The sequence below is a fragment of the Thalassotalea sp. G2M2-11 genome, assembly GCF_017168195.1.
Lineage (GTDB): Bacteria > Pseudomonadota > Gammaproteobacteria > Enterobacterales > Alteromonadaceae > Thalassotalea_E.
The window spans coordinates 862492-884126 of sequence record NZ_JADNYL010000002.1 but is presented as its reverse complement, the minus strand read 5'-3'; the positions used below and the strand labels follow the sequence as shown (position 1 = coordinate 884126).

15 protein-coding genes are annotated in these 21635 nt (G+C 39.6%); 11 read left to right on the top strand and 4 right to left on the bottom strand.

What is annotated here, in order from left to right; all coding sequences use genetic code 11:
- The first annotated feature begins 150 nt into the window (after positions 1 to 150).
- The 3 genes from aceE to lpdA all read left to right on the top strand — a co-directional run bounded on the left by aceE (position 151) and on the right by lpdA (position 6118).
- Positions 151 to 2826: a pyruvate dehydrogenase (acetyl-transferring), homodimeric type gene (aceE, locus tag IV514_RS09865; protein ID WP_206485017.1), complete on the top strand. Its 2676-nt coding sequence runs from the start codon at positions 151 to 153 to the stop codon at positions 2824 to 2826.
- Between the two features lie 21 nt (positions 2827 to 2847).
- Positions 2848 to 4500 carry a dihydrolipoyllysine-residue acetyltransferase gene (gene aceF / locus IV514_RS09860; protein ID WP_206485015.1) on the top strand — a complete coding sequence of 551 codons (1653 nt, stop codon included), beginning with the start codon at positions 2848 to 2850 and terminating at the stop codon, positions 4498 to 4500.
- A gap of 187 nt (positions 4501 to 4687) precedes the next feature.
- Complete coding sequence (lpdA, locus tag IV514_RS09855) at positions 4688 to 6118, top strand: dihydrolipoyl dehydrogenase (protein WP_206485013.1); 1431 nt, start codon at positions 4688 to 4690, stop codon at positions 6116 to 6118.
- A gap of 75 nt (positions 6119 to 6193) precedes the next feature.
- Here lpdA and IV514_RS09850 read toward each other — a convergent pair whose 3' ends face one another.
- Positions 6194 to 7297, bottom strand: a complete 1104-nt coding sequence (locus tag IV514_RS09850) for an OmpA family protein (protein WP_206485011.1) — start codon at positions 7295 to 7297, stop codon at positions 6194 to 6196.
- Between the two features lie 435 nt (positions 7298 to 7732).
- Here IV514_RS09850 and IV514_RS09845 point away from each other — a divergent pair, with 435 nt between their 5' ends.
- From IV514_RS09845 to IV514_RS09830, 4 genes are all read left to right on the top strand, one after another.
- On the top strand, positions 7733 to 8068 hold the full coding sequence (locus IV514_RS09845; RefSeq protein ID WP_206485009.1) for a hypothetical protein: 336 nt from the start codon (positions 7733 to 7735) through the stop codon (positions 8066 to 8068).
- Between the two features lie 228 nt (positions 8069 to 8296).
- Positions 8297 to 10885 (top strand): bifunctional aconitate hydratase 2/2-methylisocitrate dehydratase, encoded by a 2589-nt coding sequence (acnB, locus tag IV514_RS09840; RefSeq protein WP_206485006.1) that lies wholly within the window; start codon positions 8297 to 8299, stop codon positions 10883 to 10885.
- 387 nt (positions 10886 to 11272) lie between these two features.
- Positions 11273 to 12232 (top strand): S41 family peptidase, encoded by a 960-nt coding sequence (locus IV514_RS09835; protein WP_206485004.1) that lies wholly within the window; start codon positions 11273 to 11275, stop codon positions 12230 to 12232.
- Between the two features lie 186 nt (positions 12233 to 12418).
- The gene (locus IV514_RS09830; protein ID WP_206485002.1) at positions 12419 to 13018 is read left to right on the top strand and encodes a LysE family translocator; all 600 of its coding nucleotides are present in this window, start codon (positions 12419 to 12421) and stop codon (positions 13016 to 13018) included.
- Positions 13019 to 13087: 69 nt separating this feature from the next.
- Here the strand turns inward: IV514_RS09830 and IV514_RS09825 are convergent, their stop codons facing one another.
- Entirely contained in the window at positions 13088 to 13828 is a 741-nt protein-coding gene (locus IV514_RS09825) for a hypothetical protein (protein WP_206485001.1), read from the bottom strand.
- A 222-nt stretch (positions 13829 to 14050) separates the two neighbouring features.
- Here IV514_RS09825 and IV514_RS09820 point away from each other — a divergent pair, with 222 nt between their 5' ends.
- The 3 genes from IV514_RS09820 to IV514_RS09810 all read left to right on the top strand — a co-directional run bounded on the left by IV514_RS09820 (position 14051) and on the right by IV514_RS09810 (position 18913).
- The gene (locus IV514_RS09820; protein ID WP_206484999.1) at positions 14051 to 14428 is read left to right on the top strand and encodes a YacL family protein; all 378 of its coding nucleotides are present in this window, start codon (positions 14051 to 14053) and stop codon (positions 14426 to 14428) included.
- Between the two features lie 97 nt (positions 14429 to 14525).
- Complete coding sequence (locus IV514_RS09815) at positions 14526 to 15773, top strand: efflux RND transporter periplasmic adaptor subunit (RefSeq protein WP_206484997.1); 1248 nt, start codon at positions 14526 to 14528, stop codon at positions 15771 to 15773.
- On the top strand, positions 15773 to 18913 hold the full coding sequence (locus IV514_RS09810) for an efflux RND transporter permease subunit (protein ID WP_206484996.1): 3141 nt from the start codon (positions 15773 to 15775) through the stop codon (positions 18911 to 18913). The genes IV514_RS09815 and IV514_RS09810 overlap by 1 nt, the downstream gene beginning before the upstream one ends.
- A 77-nt stretch (positions 18914 to 18990) precedes the next feature.
- Here IV514_RS09810 and IV514_RS09805 read toward each other — a convergent pair whose 3' ends face one another.
- Positions 18991 to 19326, bottom strand: coding sequence for a GIY-YIG nuclease family protein (locus IV514_RS09805; RefSeq protein ID WP_206484994.1), 336 nt, complete (start codon positions 19324 to 19326; stop codon positions 18991 to 18993).
- Positions 19327 to 19532: 206 nt separating this feature from the next.
- On the bottom strand, positions 19533 to 20375 hold the full coding sequence (locus IV514_RS09800) for an HDOD domain-containing protein (RefSeq protein ID WP_206484992.1): 843 nt from the start codon (positions 20373 to 20375) through the stop codon (positions 19533 to 19535).
- A gap of 170 nt (positions 20376 to 20545) precedes the next feature.
- Here IV514_RS09800 and IV514_RS09795 point away from each other — a divergent pair, with 170 nt between their 5' ends.
- On the top strand, positions 20546 to 21601 hold the full coding sequence (locus IV514_RS09795) for a YCF48-related protein (RefSeq protein ID WP_206484990.1): 1056 nt from the start codon (positions 20546 to 20548) through the stop codon (positions 21599 to 21601).
- Positions 21602 to 21635 lie beyond the last annotated feature (34 nt).

Below are 21635 nucleotides of genomic sequence, written 5' to 3'. Positions count from 1 at the left end.
GAGATAAGTAGTTGTTAGGTACGTGATTGCCTAACGTGGACGAATGTCCAACAAATAGCAGATTAAAGTGGACTTTGTTAACGAAGTTGTCATTGAGTTTACTTTAATTGACCAATTTTAATTACATAACAAATCGGAGACTAAGTAATTATGTCTGAGCTCCCAAAGAATGATATTGATGCCATTGAAACACAAGAATGGATTGAATCAATGGAATCCGTACTGGAAAATGAAGGTCCGGATCGAGCACATTTCCTTTTAGAAAAATTAATTGACCATGCACGTCGTAGCGGTACGCATTTACCGTTTGATGCCACAACTGCTTATGTGAACACTATTCCACCTGGACAAGAACCTCATATGCCGGGTGATTTAACCATCGAAGCAAGAATTCGTGCGGCTATTCGTTGGAATGCGGCAGCATTAGTATTACGTGCTTCAAAGAAAGATTTAGAGTTAGGCGGCCATATTGGTTCGTTTGCTTCGTCGGCTACCTTGTATGATGTTGGCTTTAACCACTTCTTTAAAGCGGCAAGCCCTGAAGATGGTGGTGACTTTATTTTCGCTCAAGGTCATATTTCTCCAGGGATCTATGCACGTGCCTTCGTTGAAGGGCGATTAACTGAAAAGCAAATGGATAACTTCCGTCAAGAAGTCGATGGTGAAGGGTTATCGTCTTACCCGCATCCACATTTAATGGATGATTTTTGGCAGTTCCCAACGGTTTCTATGGGCTTAGGTCCATTACAAGCGATTTACACAGCACGTTTTCTTAAGTACTTAACCGATCGTGGTATTAAAGACTGTTCAGGTCAGCGCGTGTATTGTTTCTTAGGTGATGGTGAAACCGATGAGCCAGAATCATTAGGTGCAATTGGCTTAGCAGCACGTGAAGGCTTGGATAATTTAACCTTTATTATCAACTGTAATTTACAGCGTTTGGATGGCCCTGTTCGTGGTAATGGTAAAATTATTCAAGAACTTGAAGGGACTTTCCGAGGTGCAGGTTGGGAAGTGATCAAAGTGATTTGGGGTTCATATTGGGATGCATTATTAGCCCGTGATACCTCAGGTAAGTTATTACAGTTAATGAATGAAACCGTTGATGGTGAATATCAAAACTGTAAAGCCAAAGGTGGTAAATACACCCGTGATAATTTCTTTGGTAAGTACCCAGAAACCGCCGCTATGGTAGCAAATATGTCAGATGAAGATATCTGGCGTTTAAATCGTGGTGGTCATGATCCGGTAAAAGTATATGCTGCCTATGAAAAAGCGATGAATACCAAAGGTCGTCCAACGGTGATCTTAGCGAAAACGGTTAAAGGCTATGGTTTAGGTCAATCAGGTGAAGCACAAAACGTTGCTCATAACGTCAAGAAAATGGACCTTGAATCAATTAAAGCATATCGTGATCGTTTTAATATGCCTATCCCTGATGACAAGATTGAAGATTTACCTTTCTTTAAGTTTGATGAAGATAGCCCTGAATTAAAATATATGCGTGAGCGCCGTCAAGCATTAGGTGGCTCATTGCCTGCACGCCGTCAGCAAGCTGATGAATCATTAGAGATACCGCCATTAAAAACGTTTGATGCGATTTTAAAAGGCTCAGGTGAACGTGAAGTATCCTCTACCATGACATTTGTCCGTGTACTTAACAGCTTATTAAAAGACAAAAAAATTGGTAAGCGTATTGTACCGATCATTCCTGATGAAGCGCGTACTTTTGGTATGGAAGGCTTGTTCCGTCAAGTGGGAATTTACGCTAACGAAGGTCAGAAATATATTCCACAAGATGCAGATCAAGTGGCTTACTATCGTGAAGATAAAAAAGGTCAAGTATTGCAAGAAGGGATTAACGAGCTTGGTGCCATGGCATCATGGGTAGCTTCGGGTACTTCTTATTCTACTTGTAATGCAACCACTATCCCATTTTACATTTACTACTCAATGTTTGGTTTCCAACGTGTTGGTGACTTAGCTTGGGCAGCAGGCGATAGCCAAGCGCGTGGCTTCTTATTAGGTGCTACCGCTGGTCGTACGACCCTTAATGGTGAAGGTTTGCAGCATCAGGACGGACATTCGCATGTGCAAGCGGGTTTGATCCCAAATTGTGTCACTTATGATCCAACTTATGGTTATGAAGTTGCGGTAATTGTGCGTGATGGTTTACGCCGCATGTATGAAGAAAATGAAAATGTTTTCTACTACTTAACTTTGATGAATGAAAATTATCAGCATCCTGCAATGCCTGAAAATAAAGAAATTGCCGATGAAATCATTAAAGGTATTTATAAGTTAGAAACCGTGAAAGCGAAAAAATCAGTAGCGAATGTGCAGCTGATGGGCTCAGGTACTATCTTGTTGCAAGTTCGAGAAGCCGCGCAAATTTTGGCGAATGATTATAATGTGTCAAGTGACGTCTTTTCGGTTACCTCATTTAATGAGTTAGCGCGTGAAGGTCAAGAAGTGACTCGTCATAACATGCTCAACCCAGAAGCGAAACCACAAGTACCATATATTGGCAAAGTGATCACTAAAGAAAATGGTCCAGCGATTGCGGCAACTGATTATGTTAAAGCATATTCAGATCAAGTACGTGCTTTTATTGATACCGAGTATCGCTGTTTAGGTACCGACGGTTTCGGTCGTAGTGATAGTCGTGCCAACTTACGTCGCCACTTTGAAGTGAACGCTGCTTATATCGTGGTTGCGTCATTATTTGAATTGGCCAATCGTGGCGAAATTAAAGCGAGTGTTGTATCTGAAGCAATCAAGCGTTTTGATATTGATACTGACAAACTTAACCCACTGTACGCTTAATAAGGAAATAGGAGAAATATTATGTCTGATGTACAAAAAATTCTAGTTCCTGATGTCGGTGGTGACGAAGTTGAAGTTATCGAAATCTGTGTTGCTGTTGGCGATACTTTAGAAGCTGATGAAGGTATTGTTACCGTTGAAACGGATAAGGCGTCAATGGATATTCCAGCTCCTAATGCAGGCGAGTTGATCTCGTTGAGCGTTAATGTTGGTGACAAGATCAAAGAAGGCGACTTAATTGGTGAGATGAAAGCCGCTGGGGCTACAGAGGAACCAGCGAGTGAAGCTCCGGCAGAACAAGATTCTGCGCCAGCACCAGAGAGCAAGCCAGAACCAGCAGCAGAAACACCTGAACCAGCTGCAAGCTCAGGTAGTGAAGTGATTGATGTCGTAGTGCCTGACATTGGTGAAGATGGCGAAGTAGACGTGATTGATGTGTTAATCGCTGTTGGCGATGAAATCGCGGAAGAAGATGGTTTGATCACACTAGAAACTGATAAAGCAACCATGGATGTGCCGTCTTCACACGCCGGTATTGTTAAAGAAGTTTTAGTGAGCACTGGTGATAAAGTCAAGCAAGGCTCATTAGTGATCAAACTTGAAACTAACAGTGGTGCGCCAGCCGCAATTGAACAGCCTGCTGCGCCTGCACCTGTCAGTGAAGAGCCAAAGGCTGCACCTGCACCGGCAGCGAAAAAACCAGCGCCAGTGCCGCATCATCCAAGTTCAGGTAAAACGACAAAAGGTAATATTTATACTTCGCCATCAATTCGTCGTATTGCCCGTGAATTTGGTGTTGATTTAACTTTAGTCAAAGGTTCTGGTAATAAAGGACGTATTCTAAAAGAAGATGTTCAATCGTATGTGAAATATGAATTGTCGCGTCCAAAAGCCAATGCTGGTAGCTCTGTAGCATCAGGTGAAGGTGGTTTACAGGTAGTTGCTAGTAAACCGGTCGACTTTGCTAAATTTGGTGAAATTGAAGAAAAACCATTATCTCGTATTCAAAAGATCTCTGGTCCATTTTTACATCGCAACTGGGTAACGATTCCACATGTTACGCAATTTGATGAAGCAGATATCACTGACGTTGAAGCATTTCGTAAAGAACAAAATGTTGTTTGTGAGAAACAACAGTTAGGCTTTAAGATCACTCCTCTTGTGTTCATTATGAAAGCGGCAGCAGATGCTTTACGGGCATTCCCAGTTTTTAATTCAAGCTTAAGCGAAGATGGTGAAAGCTTAATTTTGAAGAAATATTGCAATATAGGTGTTGCAGTTGATACGCCAAATGGTTTAGTGGTACCCGTGGTACGTGATGTTGATAAGAAAGGCATTCATGAGTTATCACGTGAATTACTGGAAATCAGTAAAAAAGCACGTGACGGCAAGTTAACGGCTAACGATATGCAAGGTGGATGTTTCACTATTTCAAGCCTTGGTGGTATTGGCGGTACGGCATTTACACCGATTGTTAATGCGCCTGAAGTGGCTATTTTAGGGGTGTCAAAGTCAGAGATGAAGCCTAAGTGGAATGGTTCAGAATTTATACCACGCTTGATGTTACCTTTATCTATGTCTTACGACCATCGTGTAATTGACGGCGCAATTGCGGCACGCTTTACTGTGCACTTAGCATCAGTTATGAGCGATATTCGTAAACTGATACTGTAATAGTTAGTAGTTTTTGATCGGTAATAATGAAATCTTTCAAATAAGGTTTATTATTACCGACATTCTTTGATTAAAAGATGGCGATTTTTATTCACTTTGAGTACACTTCGCCCATAAAAAATTCAGATCCAATCGGTATTTTTTAATAAATCTATCATTGGTTAAATCAAATTAATTTGAGGTTAGCATGAGTAACGATATTAAAACTCAAGTCGTAGTTTTAGGTGCAGGTCCTGGTGGCTACTCAGCAGCATTCCGTGCCGCTGATTTAGGCCTAGATGTGGTATTAGTTGAAAGCCGTGAAACATTAGGTGGTGTTTGTTTAAATGTTGGGTGTATCCCATCAAAAGCATTGCTTCATGTTGCTAAAGTGATTGATGATGCGGCGGAAATGGCATCGCACGGTGTTACTTTTGGTAAGCCTGAAATTGATTTAGACAAAATCCGTAGCTGGAAAGAAAGTGTTATAGGGCAATTAACTGGTGGTTTAGGCGGCATGTCTAAAGCGCGTAAAGTGAAAACGGTGACAGGTTTTGGTAAATTTACTTCTGATAAAAGCATCGAAGTAGAAGGTGCTGACGGCAAAACAACGATCACTTTTGATAATGCTATTATCGCTTGTGGTTCTTCAGTGATTGATTTGCCATTTATCCCTAATGATGATCCTCGTGTGATTGATTCAACAGGGGCATTAGAGCTTAAAGACGTACCTGAAGAAATGCTAGTACTTGGTGGCGGTATTATTGGCTTGGAAATGGGCACAGTCTATAACGCTTTGGGTTCGAATGTGTCGGTAGTTGAGTTTGCTGACCAATTAGTACCAGCTGCTGATAAAGACATTGTACAAATCTATACTAAGTACAATAAGAAAAAATTCAACATGATGTTATCAACTAAGGTTGTTGCTGTTGATGCTAAAGATGATGGTTTATACGTAACATTTGAAGGTAAGAATGCTCCTGAAGGTCAAGTGCGTTATGACAAAATTTTAGTCGCTGTTGGCCGTAAGCCAAATGGTCACTTAGTTGCTGCTGATAAAGCGGGTGTTAATGTTGACGAGCGTGGCTTTATCAATGTTTCTAACGAATTACGTACTAACGTTAATCATATCTTCGCGATTGGTGATGTGGTTGGTCAACCTATGCTTGCGCATAAAGCGGTTCATGAAGCGCACGTTGCTGCTGAAGTGATTGCTGGTAAGAAACACGTATTTGATCCGCGTTGTATCCCTTCTATTGCTTATACCGATCCTGAAATGGCTTGGGTGGGTGTTACTGAACGTGAAGCAAAAGAGCAAGGGCTAAATATTGAAGTGGCAAACTTCCCTTGGGCTGCTTCTGGTCGTGCGATTGCTTCTGCACGCACTGAAGGTAAAACTAAGATGATCTTTGAAAAAGAAACGGGTCGTGTCTTAGGTGGTGCTATTGTTGGTATCAACGCTGGCGAAATGTTGGGTGAAATTTGTTTAGCGGTTGAAATGGGCGCTGATGCAGAAGATGTTGGTTTAACAATCCACGCACATCCAACGTTAAATGAATCAATTGGTTTAGCGGCAGAAATCTTTGAAGGTTCAATTACTGATTTACCGAATCCTAAAGCGGTCAAAAAGAAAAAGTAACCTGAACAATAATAAATAAATAAAAAAACCAGCAATCTTGCTGGTTTTTTTGTCTCTGTTGTATTCACTTTGCTGTTAGCGCTTAGTAACAGGTACCTTTTCAGCGCCAGTGATGGTTGCTTCCGTACGACGGTTAATTGCGTGTGCTTGAGCAGTATTAGCTGGATCTTTTAATTGACTTTCGCCATGGCCGATTGCAGTTAAGCGGTTTGCAGCAACGCCAAAGTCATTCACTAAAATATCAACAATTGCTTTTGCACGTCTTTCAGAAAGATTTTGATTGTATTCAGCTTTACCAATAGCTGAAGTATGTCCATTAATAGTCACCGTTGTTTGACGGTATTTCTTCATAAAGTCGGCGACCTTAGCAATCTCTTTCATTTCGTGTGCTTTTACGTCGCTTTTGTCGTTATCAAAGTTGACTAATAATTCTACGGTCTGCTGGCGTTTCATATAAACAGTACAGCCTAAAGCATCAACTTTGTGTGTGATAGGTGTATTGGCACATTTATCTTTACTATCGATTACGCCATCTTTGTCACTATCTTGGCTGACAACTTTCGCGACTTTTTTCACAGGTGTGCTGTGAGTTTTAATCGGTTTAATCGGAGCAGCATCTCGACCAAAATAATAAACAAAGCCAATCTTGGTAGAAAAGTCAGTGTAATTGTCATCAATTTGATAATGTCCTTTCCCTTCTACATAGAATGCGGTGTTGTTATTGATAAAATAACGATAACCAGCCCCTAAATCAGCAGAAAGGTTTGAATTATCAATATCTAAAAAATCTGCACCCGCGACAAAATATAAGCTCTTTTTGTAGGGGAAATATAGCAAGTCAAACGCAACGCTTGAGCCGTCTGCCACATCATAACCTTGGTTATCGGTATTCACATTGATATTCGTATAAGATAAACGAGCTTCATGTTTTTCTGAAATACGGTAGCCAAATTCAGCACCTAGTCCTGAACCATGATCAATTGATGAATTGCTATCGTTTGTGAATAAACGATCATTGTCTGTTTTAATATACATGCCATGAGCACCGATATAGCTTTGGCCAACTAATGAGCTGGCGTCTGGTTGCTCTGTAGCAAATAATGGTTGAGCTACCAGCGTAAGACCTAGTGCTGGAAGCAGTTTAGCTATTTTATTTTGAGAGAAGTTATACCGACTCATTTGAAAATCCTTTAGTCTTTAGTGTGTTCGAGAATATTAGGGCGTGTTGATCTTTTAAGTTTGTTTTTGCAGCAGTTTGTTGGAAATTTATAAAGAGCAGTGCTTTTGATATGTGGTTGTTCCACATGATAAAGCACTAACATAGTAGAAATGACAACAAACGCTGCCTGAAAGGTTCGGCTAAAAGCGTTTTACTCTTTGTTGTGAGGAGATTTGCTTAGATGACTAAGCGTCATTCCTCACGCCGCGTTTAAAACGCTTTTATCTCGAACAAAAATTAAACAGCAAAGATCAACACGCCCTAGTGTTATTTTAAATGTATATATTACGTTAATAAGGTTAAGTTTTCATTAATAAATGGTGCTAACAACAAAATATCCGAACAAGCTATATTGCGTTATAATTTGTACAAACATGATGAAAAAAGATTTTTTTATGAATGAGCTCAAACGATGTATATTCGTACTTTTGTTATTTTCTGTTGTTACATCAGCGGCAGAAGTTGAAAAACTTTATGATTTTGATCATCAGCTGCACTATAAACAACAGCGGATTTCAGATGTAGAGTATCATATTGAAGTACTCACTGACGAAAATCGACGTTTTAATCGTTTAGCGACTTTCTTATTACGACATGCTTATCATTTATGTCAAAGCTATCAATTTAATTTACAGATATTAGATGGGATAGAGCAGTTTGATGATCGTCGAATAAGTCCGAATTATATTCAACCTTCGTTATCGGCTAACCTTGTGTGCCCGAAAAAATAGACTATCTTTAATCTACATCAACTTTGAATGCTGGTATACCAGTTAAGTGGCGTGTAACATTTTGAATGATAAGTTTTATATATGTAATTTATAACAACTATCATTCTTATGAATGCTTGTGAGATTTTAATTGTTTCGGGCTTATCGTATAATCACGCCGAATTTCTAATTTATAACAGTATTTGTCTTAACGTGTAAATACTGTTTCTTATCACAGAGGTGGACGCCGTGCTTCAAGAATATCGTAAACATGTAGAAGAACGTGCCGCACAAGGCATAGTACCAAAAGCATTAGACGCAGAGCAAACTGCTGCGCTAGTTGAATTAGTGAAAAACCCTCCGGCAGGTGAAGAAGCGTTTTTATTGGATCTTATCACCAATCGTGTACCAGCAGGTGTTGATGATGCGGCTTATGTAAAAGCTGGCTTTTTAGCTGCGATTGCAAAAAATGAAGCAAGCTCACCAATCTTATCGGCTGAAAAGGCGACTGAATTATTAGGCACTATGTTGGGTGGCTATAATATTCAGCCAATGATTGATTTATTAGATGATGCGGCTTTAGCTGACAAAGCCGCAAAAGGATTATCTGATACTTTATTAATGTTTGATGCTTTCTTTGATGTAAAAGAAAAAGCTGAAGCGGGTAACGCGGCGGCGAAAAAAGTGATGCAATCATGGGCGGATGCCGAATGGTTCACTTCGCGTGAAAAAGTTGCTGAAAAGATCACTGTGAAAGTATTTAAAGTGACTGGTGAAACTAATACCGATGATTTATCACCGGCACCAGATGCTTGGTCTCGTCCTGATATTCCATTACACGCAAAAGCGATGCTGAAAATGGAACGTGAAGGTATTACGCCAGATGAGCCAGGAGAAGTTGGTCCAATCAAACAGCTTCAAGAATTACAAAAAGACGGTATTCCACTTGCTTATGTTGGTGACGTTGTTGGTACAGGTTCATCACGTAAGTCAGCCACTAACTCTGTATTATGGTTTATGGGAGATGATATCCCATGTGTACCGAATAAACGCGCTGGTGGTGTTTGTTTAGGTGGTAAAATTGCGCCAATTTTCTATAACACCATGGAAGACTCAGGTGCGTTACCTATTGAATTAGACGTACAAAAAATGAATATGGGAGATATCATTGATATCTATCCTTATGAAGGCGTAGTGAAAAAAGGCGATGAAGTAATTTCAACCTTTAAGCTAAGCCCTGTATTACTTGATGAAGTACGTGCCGGTGGTCGTATTCCATTGATTATCGGTCGTGGCCTTACTGGTCGTGCACGTGAAGCGTTAGGCATGCCAGAAACTGATTTGTTTGCTAAGCCTGTAGATCCTCAAGCGTCTTCAAAAGGTTATACCCTTGCACAAAAAATGGTTGGTAAAGCATGTGGTGTAGATGGGGTTCGTGCTGGTCAATATTGTGAACCTAAAATGACAACGGTTGGTTCTCAAGATACAACAGGCCCAATGACGCGTGATGAATTAAAAGACTTAGCTTGTTTAGGCTTCTCTGCAGATTTAACGATGCAGTCGTTCTGTCATACTTCTGCTTATCCTAAGCCTGTTGATGTACAAACCCACCATACTTTACCTGATTTTATTATGAACCGTGGTGGTGTTTCGCTTCGTCCAGGTGATGGTGTTATCCACTCTTGGTTAAACCGTATGTTATTGCCTGATACTGTTGGTACTGGTGGTGATTCTCATACCCGTTTCCCATTAGGTATTTCATTCCCAGCTGGCTCCGGTTTGGTTGCTTTTGCAGCAGCAACAGGTGTTATGCCATTAGATATGCCTGAATCAGTTTTAGTACGTTTTAAAGGTGAAATGCAACCAGGTATTACTTTACGTGACTTAGTGCATGCAATTCCTTACTACGGCATCAAAAATGGCCTATTAACGGTTGAAAAAGCAGGTAAGATCAATGAATTCTCTGGTCGTGTATTAGAGATTGAAGGCCTTAAAGGCTTAACGGTTGAGCAAGCATTTGAACTTTCTGATGCTTCGGCTGAACGTTCGGCTGGTGGTTGTACTATCAAGCTTGAAGAAGATGCTGTTAAAGAATATTTAGAATCTAACATTGTCATGCTTAAGTGGATGATCAGTGAAGGCTATGGTGATGTACGTACTATCGAACGTCGTATTAAAGCGATGGAAGACTGGTTAGCTAACCCATCATTGATGGAAGCCGATAGTGATGCAGAATACGCCCATGTGCTCGAAATTGATTTAAATGAAATCAAAGAGCCAATTGTTTGTTGTCCTAATGACCCTGATGATGCCAAGTTATTGTCTGAAGTTGCTGGTACTGAAATTGATGAAGTATTCATTGGTTCTTGTATGACAAATATCGGTCACTTCCGTGCAGCAGGTAAATTGATTGATAAATTCGCAGGTACACTACCAACGCGTTTATGGGTTGCACCTCCTACGAAAATGGATAGAGATCAATTAACGGATGAAGGTTACTACAGCATTTATGGTAAAGCTGGTGCCCGTATAGAAACTCCAGGTTGTTCATTATGTATGGGTAACCAAGCACGAGTTGCAGATAAATCAACAGTACTTTCTACGTCTACCCGTAACTTCCCGAACCGTTTAGGAACAGGTGCAAATGTTTACTTAACATCAGCAGAATTAGCGGGTGTGGGTGCAATTGTTGGTCATTTACCAACGGTTGAAGAGTACATGAAGTACGCTAAAGAACTTGATGCAACGGCAGCGGATACCTACCGTTACTTGAATTTCCATAAAATGGAGCAATACACCAAAAAAGCAGATCAAGTGATCATTCAAGAACCTGCTTAATTAATGTATTAAAAGTTTTAGTGAGAAAAACGCCGCATCATGCGGCGTTTTTTTATGCTCTGATGATATTGCCGCTTTTCATTTTATCAGGGGCAAAGAGCAAACAATACTCAATTGATGTAACTATGCATGTGTCTTTTGTGGTTAAGGGACTTCTAACGAGCAAATTTCACATGAATGTGAGCGATAAAAAGATAAGAGCCCGCAAGCTTTTTTCGTAAATATCAATGTTTATTTAACAGTAAAAGGGGGGGGGCACTGTGATTTAAGATAGTTAAAATCGATGAGTGTAGTGAGAGCTAATCACGATATTTGATAATAAGTTCTTGAAAAGAGTAATACTGCAACAGATATAAGTTTATAAGCCATTTTTAAGTTTAGGAATATATGAAAAGGATATTAATCGTATTTATCGTTATCTTTTGCTCATCTCTGGTAAAAGCTTCGGAAGAAGATGTAGCGCGGATGGATGTTATAACAGCAAAGGAAATGAACACGGTAATTAAAAATATTATCCATATTTTGGATAATTTATATTTGTATCCAAGTAAAGCCGAATACGTGTCTCAAACACTTCTTACCGATTTGAATACAGGACGTTTTAAAACAGAACAAAATATAAGCCATTTTCGTGAATACATTAGAGCTGCTTTGGTTAAGGCGACACATGATACTAGCATAGATGTCATAGAGGAAAAGCCTCTAATACGATACAAGGAAGGTGGCGTAGAAATTCTTAACGCACCCAATAGCGGGGTCGATTTTGAAATTTCAAATGACAATATAGGTTACTTAAATATTAAAGGCGATTTTTCTTCTGAGGAAACATATCAGCTGATAGTTGACGCATTGGGGCTTATGACTGTCGCAGACGCAATAATAATTGATTTACGCTTAGCTAATAGTGCTAGTTTAGATTTAGTTCAGACGTTGATCAGTTATTTTGTTCCATCAGGCACTGTAATCGGAAATTTAGTTTTAAATAATGAAACATCGGATTTAACTTCTTTACCTATTACAGAGCACGAAAAATTTGAGAGTTTAGTTCCTGTATATATTATTAATTCCGCATTCGTATCAGGTGAATGGGAGTTTTTTAGTTATTCACTAAAGAGCCTTGAGAAGGCTGTTGTCATTGGTCAAACTACAATGGGGGTTGGGCATTTAACTCAATCAATAAAGGTTGGTAACGATATTGTTTTGAAGTTCCCTTACGCGCTTATCACTAAACCTGCATCAAATGATACTTGGGAGCAAATAGGAGTAATGCCTGATTATTTTTCAACCGATGATGAAAGTATAAAAAAAGCATATGATTTAATTATGGTTGAACTATCGAAACAATAAATTTTATCTTCTAGTTTGTTGTTAATCACATAGAAAAATAAACTCTATTGTTGAAATCGCCTTAGTGGCGGCGTTTTCTGTGTAAATGCAAAACTGTGTAGGTATCATTTTTAATTATTTGTACATGTAAGTTTGTTATTTGGTTGAGTATAGTTATTTGACACTCCCCTAGCTAAGGGCTAATAAATGGAAATTATTGCGCTGATCCTTTTTGTTTTATCTTCTTCTGGTACACCTGGTCCTAATAATGTGATGTTGTTGACCTCGGGTGTTAATCATGGCGTTCGGCAAACAATCCCTCATGTGTTAGGGATTAATTTGGGTTTCCCGATCATGGTTATTTGTGTCGGGCTTGGCTTAGTGTCACTTTTTCAACAATTTCCTATGTTATATACCGTATTGAAAGTGATCGGCATACTGTATTTATTGTATTTAGCTTATAAGATTGCGACGATTTCACAAATTGAGCGCGGTAGTATTAAACAGCCTCCGTTTACTTTTATGCAAGCGGCTTGTTTTCAATGGTTAAACCCAAAGGCTTGGGTGATGGCGGTGAGCGCGATTGTGGCATTTTCTTCTGCTCAAGAGAGCGCTACTTCAGAAGTGGCAGTTATCGCATTAGTTTATTTACTGTTTGGTTTACCTTGTTCATTTTTCTGGCTGATGATTGGTGCAGGGTTAAAAAATGTATTGGAAAATCAGTCTTTTTTAGTGTGGTTTAACCGAGGCATGGCAGCGGTGTTGGTGCTATCAATTTTACCTATGATAGAGTCGAGTATTGTGTAAAGTGCTACTGTGACCTGAATGAAAATGCCCTGTAACTTTAGGATGTTAACTTGTTTTATCTCACAAGGATTATTTCCCCAGTTTTTTTAGTACTTTTTTCATATGCGCATTAAAATTCTTTTCAAACTTTGTTTGGCCGCAGCTAAAGCCTTCGAGTACTGTTATTCCTTCCATACCTACGGATGATAAATCACGTTCAATCACACAACTGCCATTATCGCCTTTAATGATTTTCATACCTGAAGTTAATTGTTGAGTGGCTTGGCTGATTTTCTCATCGGTTGATGGCTGCTTTTTAGAGTGAGGGACCAATTTAGGTGTGCCGTGCATAATTGAAGGAGATTTTTTTCTACTATATTCAAATACTTGTTCTGATATGTTCTGATTATCAAGTGATTGACTTAACGCTTGCAATTGTTGGCTTGGTGAAAAGCGATGATACTTTTGTGTTTCGGATTTTTGTTGCGTGATAGCTGGGTTAAGGGCTTTATCAGCATTTTGTTGAGATTTTGATGGTGCTTGTTGGTTTTTTTCTTTCTTTGCTGTTAATTCGTCACTGACGGTGACTGATTCATTCATTTCTGTATGCTCTATGCTCGCTGTATTTTCTGTGTTAATAGGTTCATCAGTTGTTGATTGGCTCTCAACTGGTGGTGGCTGTTTTGCAGGAGCTTGATATAAGTAACTGGTAATTGCTTTAGGTTTGAGCTGCTGCGGTATTGGGATCACTAGTGTCTGGCTGATGATCCATAACAGCATTGCATGAAGTAAAATGGCGTAGCAGGCATAGTGGTAATGCTTTTTGGACACGTGAATGCGGTTATTTTTTGAATAATGGTGAGCCAATAGACTGCAATTAGATGATTTTGTTCAAAATAAAATTGTCGTTACCATAAAAAAATAACCTTGATAGATGTATGGTCAGTGATCGTTATGAAAGTTTGTCATTTTAGCATCGCGCTTGCAGGATCTCTTCTATACTTAAGAACAAAAGGTATAATTAGTCTTTCGTTTTTAGGCGGTGAGGTGATTATGGAGTATGAGTTTATTCATGATACGGTAACAGGCTACGCTAAAGCTAAGTTTTCATTTGAGCATCAGATCATAGGGCCGTGGTTAGAACTGGAAGTGGGCAACAATACTGAAAAATTGACTGAGTTGCTCACTGTTATTGATCAGGTGGAATCGGGAGCAATTCAAGAGAAGGTCATTACTGGTTGTGAGTACTCGGTGGTATTAAGTCGTGACGATATTAAAATCCAAGCAAATGCATTACTTAATGGTGAAAGTCAGCTGCCTGATGAATTGCAAAGTGATGAGTTACACTTCGATAGTCAGGATAGTTCAGAGTGTGGGCTCAATGATTTCCGTACGTTATTGCTTTCGTGGGCTAAATTTACGACCAATTAGTATCTTTACAATAATTTTACATTATTTGCGTTGAAATTAATCACATCCAAGTGATAATAACCCCTCTATTATATTAACAAATGACTTGAGACGCTTTATGTCAGATCCTAAGCCTTCTATGAAATCTAGCCCACGCATGGTACCACTGCGTTATGTGTTAATGCCTTTTGCCATTATCTTGGCTGCTATTATTGTCTTGGTTATTGTCGGAGCTTTAGCGCCAAAACCCGCGAAAAAGCCAGTGGAGCTTAAAGCACCGTTAGTGGAGGTCGCACCCTTGGTAAAACAGGCTGTCACTTTTATGATCCCCTCGCAAGGTTCAGTAAAGCCTCGAACACAAACACAATTGATATCTGAGGTATCAGGGCAAGTTATCAAGGTTGATGAACGATTTAAAGTAGGAGGTTTTTTTAACAAGGGTGAAGTGTTACTGGCGATTGATGATATTAATTATCAAGTGGCATTGGTGCAGGCACAAGCTCGGTTAACGACGGCACAAGCGGTGTTAGTTGAGGAACAAGCAAGGGTTAAACAAGCAAAAGAAGAATGGTTGTTATCCGGCAAATCACTTGAGCAGGCGCCACAGGTAGCATTACGTCAACCTCAACTACAAAAAGCACAAGCTGAAGTCAAAGCAGCAAAAGCGAATGTAAAGCAAGCAAAAGTGACATTAGCGCGCACTAAAATCCGCGCCCCTTATGATGCGATGATCCAATCAAAAAATGTTGATATTGGTCAATACGTTGCGATGGGTAGTAACATAGCGACGACTTTTGCAATTGATTATGCCGAAGTGCGTTTACCGGTTAAATTGCGCGATATTCCATTTTTGTCATTACCTAAAGTGGGCGAGAAGAAACAGCATGGCTCTGCTGTCAACTTATCATTATCTATTGGTGCTCAGCAGGTAAGTTGGCCATCAAGTATCAGCCGATATGAAGGGGTTGTGGATAGTCAAAGCCGCGTTCATTATTTAGTGGCCAAAGTTGATGATCCGTATGCGCTTTTAACCGAAGGTCATCAACAAGAACTGCGAGTGGGCACTTTTGTTAATGCAACAATCACTGGCAGAACCATAGATAATGTTATTGCGATCCCGCGTAGCGCTATTACCGGTGCTAATACGGTTTACTTACTTGATCAAAATAACCAACTTCATATTCAGACAGTGGATGTGCTTAGAACGGATAGCAATTTTATTTATACGCAAGATGATCTTAATCTTGATTATCAGTTAGTGATGACAAAGTTAGAAACCCCGATTGAAGGGATGACCTTACGAGTCAATGGTATCGATAACGAACAACCTTCGAAACAAGCTGAACAATTAGCAGGTGATGCCTAATGTCAGTTAGTAAAGAACAGTTTAGAGGTACTATTGCTTGGTTTGCACGTAATAGCGTTGCTGCCAATTTGTTGATGATGTTTATTTTGGTGGCAGGGTTTATTTCTTATCAGAAGATTAATAAGAAAATGTTTCCTGATTTCAATCCAAACACGATTCAGGTGATGGTGCCGCACTTAGGCGCTTCGCCTGAGGAAGTTGAAAAAAGTGTGGTGTTAAAAGTTGAAGAAGCTCTGGAAGATATAGAAGGCTTTAAGCGTATTACTTCACGTGCGCAAGAGGGCATAGGTATCGTGACTATAGAGCTGCAATCTGGTTACTCATTGGCTGAAAAGTTAGATGAAGTGCAAATGCAGGTTGATGCTATCACCACTTTTCCGGCACAAACAGAAAAGCCAATTGTTACCAAGCAAGAATTTAAAAGCCAAGTCATGTGGTTGTCAGTTAGTGGGGATATGTCACGTAGAGCGAGACAAAATTTAGCGCAGGGTATTCGCGATGACATTATGTTACTACCCAGTGTGAATAGCGCTGAAGTAGTTGGCAAACGAGATTATGAGATCAGTATTGAAATTACTGAAGACAAATTACAACGTTATGATTTAACTTTTGATGCGATTACTCGCGCAATACGCAATTCTTCACTCGATATGCCCGGCGGCACCATTAAAACCTATGGTGGTGATATTTTATTGAGAACACAAGGGCAAGCTTATACCGGACAAGAATATGCCAATATTGTCTTAAAAACGGCTAAAGACGGCACCCGAATTTTATTAGCGGATATTGCTAATATTCAGGATGGTTTTGTCGAAAGTGAGGGCTTTGCTGAATTTGATGGTCAACATACTACCAGTATTATGGTGCAGTCCACGGGGGATCAAAATGATCTGGCGATTGCGGCAGAAGTAAAAGCATACGTTGCAAAGAAAAATAAAGAATTGCCAAAAGGGGCGAAACTAGCCGTTTGGGGCGATACGTCTTTTTACTTGTCTGAACGACTCGACATGATGATCAGTAACTTATTACTGGGAGCTGCACTCGTGTTCTTGGTATTAACATTATTCTTGCGGATCCGTATAGCGTTTTGGGTCATGTTAGGTATTCCTATCAGCTTTCTTGGCGCCATTTTTATGATGCCATTGCTAGGTGAGTGGTCAGTTTCTATTAACTTACTGAGCTTATTTGCCTTTATTATGGTGCTTGGGATTGTCGTTGATGATGCAATCGTCATCGGAGAAAGTGCCTATTCGGAAATTCAACGCTATGGTCATTCTCACGATAACGTGATCCGCGGTACCATGCGAGTTGCGATGCCGGCGACTTTTGGTGTCTTAACCACAATCGCAGCATTTGCGCCGCTATTGATGATAGATGCGACTTTTGCTGCTTTTTTCCGTGCTATTGCGCTGGTGGTTTCGTTTTGTTTGATATTTTCATTGATCGAGTCAAAGTGGATTTTACCGGCTCATTTGGCCCATATGAAATATCGTCCATTGACCGATGAAACGGCAAATCGTTTAGAACGTCTGCAAATGCGTTTTAAAGAAAAACTTGATCATTTTATCCATCATAGCTATCAACCTCGTTTACAAAAGGCACTTAAGGTGCGTTATAACACCTTGGCGATATTTACTGCTGGACTGATTTTAACCATGTCTTTAATTGTTGGTGGTTTTGTTAAAGTTGAAGTTTTTCCTAATGTGCCGAGTGATTTCATCCAAGGTAATATCACCATGATCGATGGCACAGCCCCGCATGAACGTAATAAAGCCATTAAGAGAGTGGTCAATGCTGCCCATAAAATAGCAGATGAACATAAAATTGATGGTACCAGTTTTATTAAACACACCATGGTGTTCACACAGGGAAATACCCAAGCGACATTCTTGTTAGAGTTGGTCAAGTCAGAAAATAGAAGCTTAGATGCCTATGAGATTGAAAAATTATGGCGAGCAGAAATTGGAGAAATTGTTGGTGCCAAAGAATTACGCTTTTTTGCTGGTACCAATGCTGGTGGTGGTGCGGCAATTGAATTTCAGTTAACTGGTAAAAATGATGATGAACTTGAAGCAGCAGCGCATGATATTCAGAACAAATTATCCAGTTATGACGGTGTGTTCGATATTCGTAATTCGTTTAGCCGAGGGAGTCAGGAAATTAAATTAAGCATTCGTCCTGAGGCTGAAGTATTGGGGTTAACATTAGCTGATTTAGCGAAGCAAGTGCGTCAGGCATTTTATGGTGACGAAGCACAACGTATCCAACGAGGAAGAGAAGAGCTGAAAGTGATGGTACGTTATCCGAAAGAAGATCGCTTATCAATTTCTGATCTTGAAGATATGTGGATCCGAACACCAAGTGGTGAATTAGTGCCATTTTATCAAGTGGCTGATATCGCGATAGGCCAAGGTTTTTCATCTATTACGCGAATTAATCAAAAACGCTCTATTACTATTTCTGCCGATATTGATAGTGAAAAAGTAGAATCACGTAAAGTTATCGGCGACATGAGTCAAACCAGTATCCCAGAAATTTTGTCTCATTACCCGAGTGTGCAATATGGTGTGGAAGGCGCAAGTAAAGAGCAGCAAGACTTTATCCAACAGCTTGCGATGGCAGGTGTAGCAGCATTGTTTCTTATTTATGTGCTGATTGCTATTCCGACTAAGTCATATACTCAACCATTAGTGATCATGTCGGTGATCCCATTTGGTATTATTGGCGCTATTTTTGGTCACTGGTTACTCGGTAAAACCATCAATATGATGTCTATCTACGGCTTTATTGCGTTAACTGGTGTGGTGGTCAATGATTCATTGATCCTGGTGGATTTTATCAATAAAGCAAAAGATTCAGGTATGAAAATGATTGATGTGGTGAGTCAAGCAGGTACGCAACGTTTTAGAGCTATTTTACTAACGTCTTTGACCACATTTTTTGGTATTTTTCCGCTTTACTTTGAGCAAAGTCTCCAAGCACAATTTATTATCCCAATGGCAATTTCATTAGGTTTTGGGATTGTTTTTGCTACGGTGATCACCTTATTTTTAATTCCTTCGTTATACTTAATCAAAGAAGATATTCGTTGGGTATTTAATAAAAAGGACAACGAAAAAGCTTATCGTGCAACGAGTTAGCAAGAAATAATACTACAGTGCTTATCCATAACATAGGTATAAGCACTGTAGGTTACCTAGTAATTCCACTGAGTTGCTTAATGGCAGTGTTCAAATAGCACGTTAATTGGGATGCGCATGATATCTCGTTTAATAATATTGAGCGCACTTTGTGGAGATAACTGGTAGAAGCCAGTGGTTTCTCGATAAGGAGCGACTGATTTCATCACTCGTTGTTCTATTTGATTGGCTTCAAGACATTTTATAGCTGAAAATACTAGGTATCTACCGGGTAAATTCAATTGCTGCGATAGCTCATCGGCAATTAACTCTGGCGATCGTTCACTACTACCAATTTTTATCGCTTCCTGAATAAAACTATGTTGCAAAATATAAATAAACTTTTCGTTGCTTGTTGATTTTGAGATATCCATTTCGCTCTTTATATCATTCCAAGTGTACCTATAAGGTAGTACATTTGTGCTATTTTGTTGGTGAATATTATGCTTTACTTAACGAAATGTCACCGAACTTCTTCATTAAGTGCTATGGCTGTTAGTATTAATCAAAATTGAAATTTTGCAATACGACTTTAGCGTAATATATAGGATATCTAATTGAAAAATTAGATGTTATCTTTCTATATTTGCTGTTCAGCGCAGTCTTCGAGCAAGTCCTGATATTTATCATCACTCAAATCCAATACTGCTAACACAGAATCACAAATGTAAGCCCAGTCTGGAGCATCACGAAAATGTTGATGGTTGTGGACAATGTTTTCCGCCATTTTAAGGATGGCGAAATAAAAGCGTTGTGCTTGATCGCGAGATGTTGTTAGGAGTTCTCTATCATGGTGACAAAGAATTAATTGACAAATGTCTCTGGGTAAACGCCATGACGAAGCGACATAATAACCTAAAGTGGCATGGTTAACTTGGTAAACGCTATCTTCAATTGAGGTTAAGGTTTCTGATGGGGTATTTAACGCATGTTCATAGGTGTCGGCATAATCTTGATACTTTGATGCCATCACTGGAATGCCACAATCGTGGAATAGCCCTAAGGTGAATAATCGATCTTTAGAAACAGATTGGGTTAAAGACTTTCCAATAATAACACTGGTATTAGCAATATTATTGGCGTTATTCCAAAAGTCTTCAAGGGTAATGCTGCAACTATTTTGATCAAAGCTTTTTCTGAGTAAGCAATTGGTGACCAACAATGTTATGCCTTCAATGCCGATATAACGAGCTGCTCTGTGGATGTCAGAAATCGAGCGAGCAAGACCATAAACTGGGGAATTAACGGTTTTTAGGATGGTTGCTGAGATCGCCACATCTTGCGAAATTGTTGTGGCAATAAGGTTAATATCAGGCTCAGGTGCTTGCATCAATTGTTGAAGCTCTATTAATAAACTTGGCTGTGGAGGTACAGAAAAACCACGGCCTATGTCTGCAATTATCTTTTCATCAACTTCTAACATTCGCTATTTAATAGGTTTATCAGCTCAACTTTAAGCAAATTACTATCGCTCAAAAGCAACAGGTTTACAATAATTTTAATACATTTTGGTATTTCTGCTTTAGGTTTTATTGTATGTTTAAAAAATTAAATGTTTCATTAGGTGGTTAAACTGTGTTGAAAGTGTCGTTGTTGCGAAAATCAAAAATCCTTGTTTTTAGTCTACTTAGCTTATGTATTTCGTTTATTGCTGTTGCGAAACAAACGGTATCCATCCCTCAATGGCAACACACATCAATAACTGGGGAGCCTTCGTTACGAGGCTCTGCAATGATAGCAGATTCGCTTTGGGTGACAGGAATAGATAATAGCGTATTTGTCAGTCAAGATGGAGGTCTTACTTGGTCTAATAAATCTGTTGTTCACAGTTTGATAACGGATTTTCGAGATATCGCATTATTTGACAGTCAAACGGCAATAGTGATGGGCGTGGGCAGTGGTCAACAATCGGTATTATTTAAAACACAAGATGGGGGCAACACTTGGCAATTGATTTATCAAAATACAGATAAGCAGGGCTTTTTTGATTCAATTGCCTTTTGGGATGAGGCGAAAGGTTTATTGTTAGGTGATCCGGTTGACGGTTACTACGTGGTAAAAAAAACACTCGATGGTGGTAAAACGTGGCGTCGTATTTCTCAAGACAATTTACCCGTAATTCTTGATAAAGAGGCAGCCTTTGCTGCCAGCGGCAATACTCTGATAGTAGGAAAAAATGGTAACGCTTGGATAACCACAGGAGGCTTTGCTGCCTCTGTATATGAAAGTGATGATTTTGGCGAAACGTGGCAGCGGATGTCAGTACCACTCTATCAACAGACACAAACTGCAGGAGGCTATGGTTTGGCACTCAATCATCATAGTCAGTTATTCGTTTTAGGGGGGGATTATCAACAGCGCCGCGCTAAATACCCTAACATGGCAACAAAAATTGCTGGCAAGTGGCAGAAAGTCAATAGTGGTGAACATGGCTTAAGAACCGCGATGGCATGCCAAGGGGCTATATGTATCGCAACAGGTAAAACTGGCAATGATATCTCGTTTGATCATGGCCTAACATGGCAAAAATTAAGCAACAATACTAAAGTAGAAGATAAAGGTTTTTATACTTTAGCTGCGGATGATGATAAATTTTTGTTTGCAGGGGCAAAAGGGCAAGTGGCAGTGTTAAATTTTAGTACTAAATGAGTCTTAAATGGGCAGGTTCGTTGTATAGTTTGTT